Below are 6384 nucleotides of genomic sequence, written 5' to 3' on the forward strand. Positions count from 1 at the left end.
GCATCGACGAGGCGACGCGTCCGGGGGCCGAACCGGACGATCCGGGCCGGCCCGGATCGTCGCACCCGCAGGACCGCGTCGTGGCACACCGTCTCGTCCTGCGCGAGAGCACCGAGGGAGCGGCGGTGCGCGAGGGGGTCTGGTGACCGCCCGGCCGGTGAGCCCCCGGCACACCGCTCGACCGAGGCCGGTCGTCACGACGACTGGCTGCTGCGCTGCCTCGGAACGGCTGTGCTGTGGCGTTGTAGCGGTCTTCGGAAGCTCGGAGTCGGTCCTCGACCCGGGCAAGGTTGGTGAAATCGTTGGGTGACCACCTTGCGTTGGACGACGGAGAAGTAGATCTCCACCTGGTTCAGCCAGGAGGAGCTGATGACGTACTCGTCGGTGTCGAGCGGGGTGCCCTGCCGGATGCGGGCGTACAGGTCCAGCACACTCTGGGATGCGGCCCGGAAGTCCGGGCGGTGATGAAGATCCAGGATCGGTGCTGCCAGGGTTTGAGCACGTCGTCGGCCAGCCGGCGACGCACGGTGGACGCCGGCACGAACGCGGCGAGGCCCCGCTGGGTGGCCTCGTAGGCCAGTTCCGGGCATGACCAGCGCGATAGCGGCACTCCGCTCTCGGCGGGCGGCGCCACTTTCGACACACGCCCTGGGCGATACGCACGTCGGATCGTCCGCGCGCGGCGTGCAGCACGACCCGTGCACGCACCCGCAGTTGGTGCTCGGTCTGGTGGCCGTAGGCCATCGCTTTCAGCCGCGCGCGTGCGGCGGCGCTCGGGGCTATCGAGCGGGCAGTGCGGAGAGACATGGCGGGCGAGCCGATCGGCGGAAGTTCGATCACTGGCAAGCCGCGGCCTTCCCGGCCCGCGTTGGTGGTGGAGCCCAGGCAACGCGGCGGCCAATGGGCGTTCGAGCTTGGACCGACCAGATCACTCCGTAACGGGCAGGCACTCGGCGAGCAGGTCGACGATGTCGCGCCAGGCTCGCTGTGCGTGCCGTGGGTGGTAGCCGACGCCGGGGCGCACGGTGTGGTCGACCGAGGGGTGGTGAAAGGCGTGAAGGGCGCCGCCGTAGACCGCGAGGCGCCAGTCGACGCCGGCGGCCTGCATCTCAGCGGTGAACGCCTCCCGCTGCGCGGGCGCCATGATCGGGTCTTCCGACCCGACCCCGGCCCACACGGGGCAGCGAATGCGCGCTGCCTCGCCCGGCCTTCCCGTGATCAGCCCGTTGACTGTCGCGATCGCACGCAGGCTGACGCCGTCACGCCCGAGTTCCAGCCCGACGGCGCCTCCGGTGCCGTAGCCGACGGCGGCTGTCCGATCGGGGTCGGTCCGCGGTTCGGCGCGCAACACGTCGAGCGCCGCGTGGCCGATGCCCCGCATCCGGTCGGGGTCGGCGAGCAGCGGCATGCAACGGGCCATCATCTCCTCGGGGTCTTCCAAGTAGCGTCCGCCGTGGAGGTCGAAGGCCAACGCCACGTATCCCAGCTCGGCGAGAGCATCGGCCCGTCGGCGCTCGACGTCGCTGAGGCCCGTGCCCTCTGGTCCTACCAGCACCGCGGGCCGACGGTCGACACCGTCCGGGAGCGCGAGGTGCCCGATCATCGTCAGGCCGTCGGCCGGGTACTGGACCGTGCGCGTGGTAATCGTCGTCATGAGACTGGACCGTAGTGATCGTCGAGTCCGATCGGGCCGGGATTCGCCGCTGGCAGAACATCGCGGGTGTCCCTCCGAAATACACGGTGGCTCGCAAGATCCGTCACAACTCCCGTTCCCACGGCAACACCTGGCCCGGCACCACGCACGACGCAGGTTCCGGAGTCAACCCCCGAAGGACTTTCGGAGCCGACCACTTGGCGTGCTCGGCGACGAGACGGCCCCGGCGACATGAGGGGCATGCCGACGCGGTCGGAAAACCGTTCGCGGTCCCAGGGGTGTTGAGACGAGACTGATGGGTCGATGACATCGGACGAAGAGTGGCCAGCCCTGACGTACAACCGTGACACCCTGCCCTTCCCCGACAACCGTGGGCCCCGCATTACCTACGAGGGCATTCGGAACTGGGATGAATCCGACCCTGCCCGCCACCCGTTCGCCTGGGACGAGGACGAGGGGGAGCACCTCCGCTCGCTGGTCCGCCAGTGGGTGCCGCCCGTGCTCTCAGGTGTGGCCGGCAGGTGGCAGGGAGAGTGCTGGTGCGAGAGTCAGGTGAACGCGATCATCATGGAGCGGTACGGCGCCTGGGCCTGGGGATGGAGCTGGTCCTACCGCCACGGTGGACCCATCGGTAACTGGGTCAGCGGGTCGAGCTCGGTGACGACCCCCGACGAGACCGCAGAACGCGTCGTGGCCGCGCTGTTGGAGTGGCGGGGGTGGCTGGAGCGAACGGCCCAGCGCTTCGCCGAACTGGCCCCGCCGCCGGACGCCTCACCCGAGGATCGCAGTTGGCACCTGGAGCGGGCCTGTGTCCGGCTCGTGACCCACGCGCTGGACTCGGGCGCGGACAACGCCTGGCGTGGCCAGACCTCGATCGTCCTGGGCTGGTTCCTCACCAGCACCGGCATGGACCGGGCCGAAGCCGCGCGAGCGGTGGAGAACGCGATCGGCGGCCGGTTCGAGAGCTGGGTCACCCCGGAACGGACACTGATCGAATCCGTCGGCGAGGATCTGGCTGCCGGCCTCACCGGGCACATGCCGTACCAAGACCATCGCGAGAGGGCGGCGCTGGAGGAGTTCCATGACCGCTACTGACAGCCTCTCGGCCTGGCTGCGTGTGCGCCGTGAGGCCGACTGGCAATGCGCACCGGCCCTCCAGCGCATCCCGCCCGGCCGCGACGGGTTCCGGTCGTGGTGCGAGGGTCCGGTGCGCCGACGCGACCCGATTCGCGCCGGACGTCTGCTCGCCGCGCACACCCTGGCCCGAGAAGATGCCGCACGCCAAGCCCCGTTGGACTTCGCCCTCCTGGCCGGTTGGCAGTGCGAAGTCCTCTCTGTGACAGGGGCACCGTTCCGCGTGAGCGACGCCTGTGCGAAAGCCGGCCGCGAGCGCTACGGTCTGACCCGTCGCACGCAGGCCGACTTCGATTCCTGCCTGAACGAGACGACCGACCCGGAGGTCCCGCTGGCGGCCCGCGCGGCGCGCGCCTACCTCGATGTGGCGTTCTTCCACCCCTTCACCGATGGCAATGCCCGCGCCGCACTGTTGACCTTGGTCCATGTGCTGGCCAGGGAGGACATTGTCCTTCCTGAGGTCGGCCCCCTCCAGACCACTCGCTACGCGGATGACCCTGCCGGTGCGGCCGACCTCGCCACGCTCATCGGGGTACTCAACCGCCGTCGACACTGAAGCTACGGGACGAAGACGAGCCGTTCGCCGCCCCGGTCGTCCCATGCCCGCGCGACGTCGGCGAGGGGCACGGGGCGGGCACGCACATCGAGGCCGCCTTCGACGACTGCCGCGGCCAGTTCGGGGAGTTCGGCGACGATGTCGCGCGGCGAGACGGAGCCGATGCCGCTGCCGACGATCTGCAACCGTGCCGCGCGCAGCGCCGAGGAAGGAATCGGCGCGGATTCTCCGGCGATCGATCCGATCTGGACCCAGGTCAGCGGGACACTCCGGTCGGCCCGGGCCTTCAGGAGGGGGAGCATCGCACCGGCGGCGGGAGCGCCCCACACGAAGTCGAGGACGACGTCGACGTCGGCCGCCGCCTCGATCTCCTCGAAGGTGACCGCTTGGTCCGCGCCGAGGCCTTGCAGCGCCTTGAGACGCGCGGCGTCGCGGCCCACGGCGACGACCTGGGTGGCGCCGAACCGCTTGGCGATCTGGACCGCCATCCGTCCCGCACTGCCGGTGGCGCCGAGGATGGCGACCCGCCGGCCTTCGGGGAAGGAGATGCGGCGGCGCAGTGCGATCCAGGCGGACATGCCCGGGTTCATCGCGGCGGCGATCTGTACGGGGTCGGCGTCGTCGGGCAGGAGCACGCTGCGACGGACGTCGATGACGGTGCGCTCGGCGAACGTACCGGAGGTGGCGTCCTCCAGGGCCGCGTACCGAAGGCGTCCCTGCGGATCACGCACCACGCCGTCGGCACCGGGTACGAGCGGGAAGCCGCCGGTGGCCGAGTAGTGGGTGCCGTTCGCCTTCGCGCGGGTCAGGTGGTGCAGTCCTGCCGCCAGGACCTCGACCACCATCTGGTGGTCGCCCCGGGCGACGGGTTCGGGATGTTCGCCGTAGGCGGGCGAGGCGCCGTGGGCGGTGATGATCGCAGCACGCATGGAGGTCCCCCATCGATTTGGTTTGCATTACCAATCGATTCCAGAGTGATTGGTAATGCAAACGATGTCAAGTAGTCTTCTCCCCATGGCCATCGACGAATCCGAGGACGCCCTGCTGGACGGCCTGGTCCGCAGCGCGTTCCAGATCATGGGAGTCCTCACCCGCATCGGCGCCGAGCACGACCTGTCGCTCACCCAGCTGCGCGTGCTCGGCATCCTGCGCGACCGACGCCCCCGCATGAGCGACCTCGCCGCCTTCCTGGGCCTGGACAAGTCGACACTGTCGGGCCTCGTCGCCCGCGCCGAGAGCCGCGGGCTGATGACCCGCGCCCCCAACCCCACCGACAAACGCGCCATCGACGTCCTCATCACGGACGCCGGCCGCGAACTCACCGAGCAGATGTACCGAGAGGCCCGGGCCGTACTGGCTCCGGCGACCGGCAGGCTCGACGAACGGCAGCGCCGACAGCTCGCTCAGCTGCTGGAGCCCGTCATCACCCCTCCCCTGTCACCCACGTGACGCATGATCAGGTGCGACCGGTGGCCGATCGGCGACGTCCTGGCCACGAGTCGGCAGCCCCTCGACCGCGTCCAAGTCGTTCGTCCGATCACCGGCTCGGTACTTGCCATACTGGAGAAGTCGCCCGCATCGAAGACCAGTTGCGACGAAGACCCGTCTCAGCGACGGTCACCGCTCGGCACGAGGGAATGGCGAACCGACAATGAAGCGAGAGCCGAAGGCGTGGTACGGCGTCAGGACGTTCTACCGATGGCCGACCTGGGAGAACCAGCCCTACGAAGAGCGCGTCGTGCTGTTCCGGGCGCGGTCCCCCCACGAGGCCGTCGAACTGGCCGAGCGGGAGTCGGCCGAATACGCCGGGGCGGGCGACCTCGAAGTCCTCGGCATGGTGCAGGCATACCTGATCTCCGACAGCGAGGAGGAGGTGGGCGTGGGTACCGAGGTGTTCTCCAAACTGCACACGCTCGACCTCCCGGTGAAGGAGTTCCTCGATCGCTACGACTCGGGACCGGCACACGAACAGGTCATCGAGTGACGCCGTTCGCGATGCTCGTGGTGGGAACGTACCCGGGCCGGTGTTCCGTCCCGGCTGTCAGATCGCCGTGGGAGTGTGGGGCGATGCCGCGACCCCGGCCATCGTCCGAAGTCTCGTGAAGTAGGAGGCGCCGTACTCCTCGTCGATCAGGGGCACGACCTTGTCGAGGTCCGCGAGACAGCCCCAGAGGGAGGCGACGCCCCTGCCGTCGAGCCCTTCTTCCAGTTCCCTTCCCACGAGGCCGGCGACGTCGGCGTCGAGGAGGACCAGGTCCACGCCGGCGAGGTCCACGCCGCGGAAGCCGTCGGGGAACGGTGCGCGCAGGTGCTCCTCCCACAGCCCGTTGAGTCCACCGGCGGGCAGGGCGCCGCCTGCCGGGGCGGCTGTGGCCTCTGCTGCGGGCGATGAGGGAAGGAGAAGGGAGACGGCATGGAAGACAGCACGCACCATGACGACCGCTTGGGCCTGTCCGAGGGCGGCGCTTGACGCGGCGCCCCGCGCGAGTCGGTCGCGCAGCAGTCGACCACTGTCGAGTTCGGCGGCGAGTCCGGCCGTCACGATCCCCGCATCGGTCGCCCGCTGGATCAGGTACTGGAGCGAGTCGTCAGAGCCTGGCGCCCCTTCTGGCAAGCGCTCGGCGAGGACCTGCTCCAGGGCGCACAGGGAGTGCGTGACGGCGACGGTGGCGAACTCGATCCGGTAGTAGGAGTGCCGGATGAGTTCGCGGGAGGTCTCCATCGCGCTCATGACGTACATCGACGCCCCGCGCGGCAGAACCAGGTCCGCGACCAGGGCGTGCATGCCGCCGTAGTCCCCGACGATGTTGCGGCCACGTGGGTCCGGCACGGGCATGGAGGGCGGGCCGGGCACCGGCGGCAGGGCGTTCACCGGGGCAGTCTCGCCGCCGGAAGGCCGTCCGTGCCATCGGATTTACTCGAAACGGGGAGGAGCGGTTACCCACCCCGTCTCTGTCGTGTCGCCTCGGGCCGAGTACGCCCCGCCAGACGCGCCCGTTCCGGAGCCGAGCGGGCGAAAGCCCTGCCGCCGAGGTGAGTC

Annotated in this window: 7 protein-coding genes and 1 pseudogene; 5 read left to right on the top strand and 3 right to left on the bottom strand. The window is 69.9% G+C overall.

Annotated elements, in window-relative coordinates:
- A pseudogene (locus tag ACFWEP_RS29760) lies at positions 1-146 on the top strand (LacI family transcriptional regulator); the annotation flags it as partial.
- Between the two features lie 782 nt (positions 147-928).
- Here ACFWEP_RS29760 and ACFWEP_RS29765 read toward each other — a convergent pair.
- Positions 929-1654 (bottom strand): dienelactone hydrolase family protein, encoded by a 726-nt coding sequence (locus ACFWEP_RS29765; RefSeq protein ID WP_387374638.1) that lies wholly within the window; start codon positions 1652-1654, stop codon positions 929-931.
- A gap of 303 nt (positions 1655-1957) precedes the next feature.
- Here ACFWEP_RS29765 and ACFWEP_RS29770 point away from each other — a divergent pair, with 303 nt between their 5' ends.
- Positions 1958-2749, top strand: coding sequence for a hypothetical protein (locus tag ACFWEP_RS29770; protein ID WP_387374640.1), 792 nt, complete (start codon positions 1958-1960; stop codon positions 2747-2749).
- Positions 2736-3344 carry a Fic family protein gene (locus tag ACFWEP_RS29775; protein WP_387374642.1) on the top strand — a complete coding sequence of 203 codons (609 nt, stop codon included), beginning with the start codon at positions 2736-2738 and terminating at the stop codon, positions 3342-3344. Before ACFWEP_RS29770 ends, ACFWEP_RS29775 begins: the two co-directional genes overlap by 14 nt.
- A 2-nt stretch (positions 3345-3346) precedes the next feature.
- On the opposite strand, the gene ACFWEP_RS29780 is transcribed toward ACFWEP_RS29775, so the two are convergent.
- A complete protein-coding gene (locus ACFWEP_RS29780; RefSeq protein ID WP_387374644.1) occupies positions 3347-4273 on the bottom strand; it encodes a zinc-binding alcohol dehydrogenase family protein in 927 nt (308 codons plus the stop codon).
- 85 nt (positions 4274-4358) lie between these two features.
- Between ACFWEP_RS29780 and ACFWEP_RS29785 the strand changes: the two genes are divergently transcribed.
- Together ACFWEP_RS29785 and ACFWEP_RS29790 are read left to right on the top strand one after the other, a co-directional pair.
- Complete coding sequence (locus tag ACFWEP_RS29785; protein ID WP_387374646.1) at positions 4359-4793, top strand: MarR family winged helix-turn-helix transcriptional regulator; 435 nt, start codon at positions 4359-4361, stop codon at positions 4791-4793.
- A 202-nt stretch (positions 4794-4995) separates the two neighbouring features.
- Positions 4996-5328: a hypothetical protein gene (locus ACFWEP_RS29790; protein ID WP_387374647.1), complete on the top strand. Its 333-nt coding sequence runs from the start codon at positions 4996-4998 to the stop codon at positions 5326-5328.
- 57 nt (positions 5329-5385) lie between these two features.
- Here the strand turns inward: ACFWEP_RS29790 and ACFWEP_RS29795 are convergent, their stop codons facing one another.
- Entirely contained in the window at positions 5386-6216 is an 831-nt protein-coding gene (locus ACFWEP_RS29795; protein ID WP_387374649.1) for a hypothetical protein, read from the bottom strand.
- Positions 6217-6384 lie beyond the last annotated feature (168 nt).

The organism is Streptomyces sp. NPDC060198 (assembly GCF_042728415.1).
Lineage (GTDB): Bacteria > Actinomycetota > Actinomycetes > Streptomycetales > Streptomycetaceae > Streptomyces.

Excerpts from the sequence above, each read along its gene's own strand:
- ACFWEP_RS29765 (WP_387374638.1), bottom strand. The coding sequence starts at position 1,654 with ATGACGACGATTACCACGCGCACGGTCCAGTACCCGGCCGACGGCCTG.
- ACFWEP_RS29770 (WP_387374640.1), top strand. The coding sequence starts at position 1,958 with ATGACATCGGACGAAGAGTGGCCAGCCCTGACGTACAACCGTGACACC.
- ACFWEP_RS29775 (WP_387374642.1), top strand. The coding sequence starts at position 2,736 with ATGACCGCTACTGACAGCCTCTCGGCCTGGCTGCGTGTGCGCCGTGAG.
- ACFWEP_RS29780 (WP_387374644.1), bottom strand. The coding sequence starts at position 4,273 with ATGCGTGCTGCGATCATCACCGCCCACGGCGCCTCGCCCGCCTACGGC.
- ACFWEP_RS29785 (WP_387374646.1), top strand. The coding sequence starts at position 4,359 with ATGGCCATCGACGAATCCGAGGACGCCCTGCTGGACGGCCTGGTCCGC.
- ACFWEP_RS29790 (WP_387374647.1), top strand. The coding sequence starts at position 4,996 with ATGAAGCGAGAGCCGAAGGCGTGGTACGGCGTCAGGACGTTCTACCGA.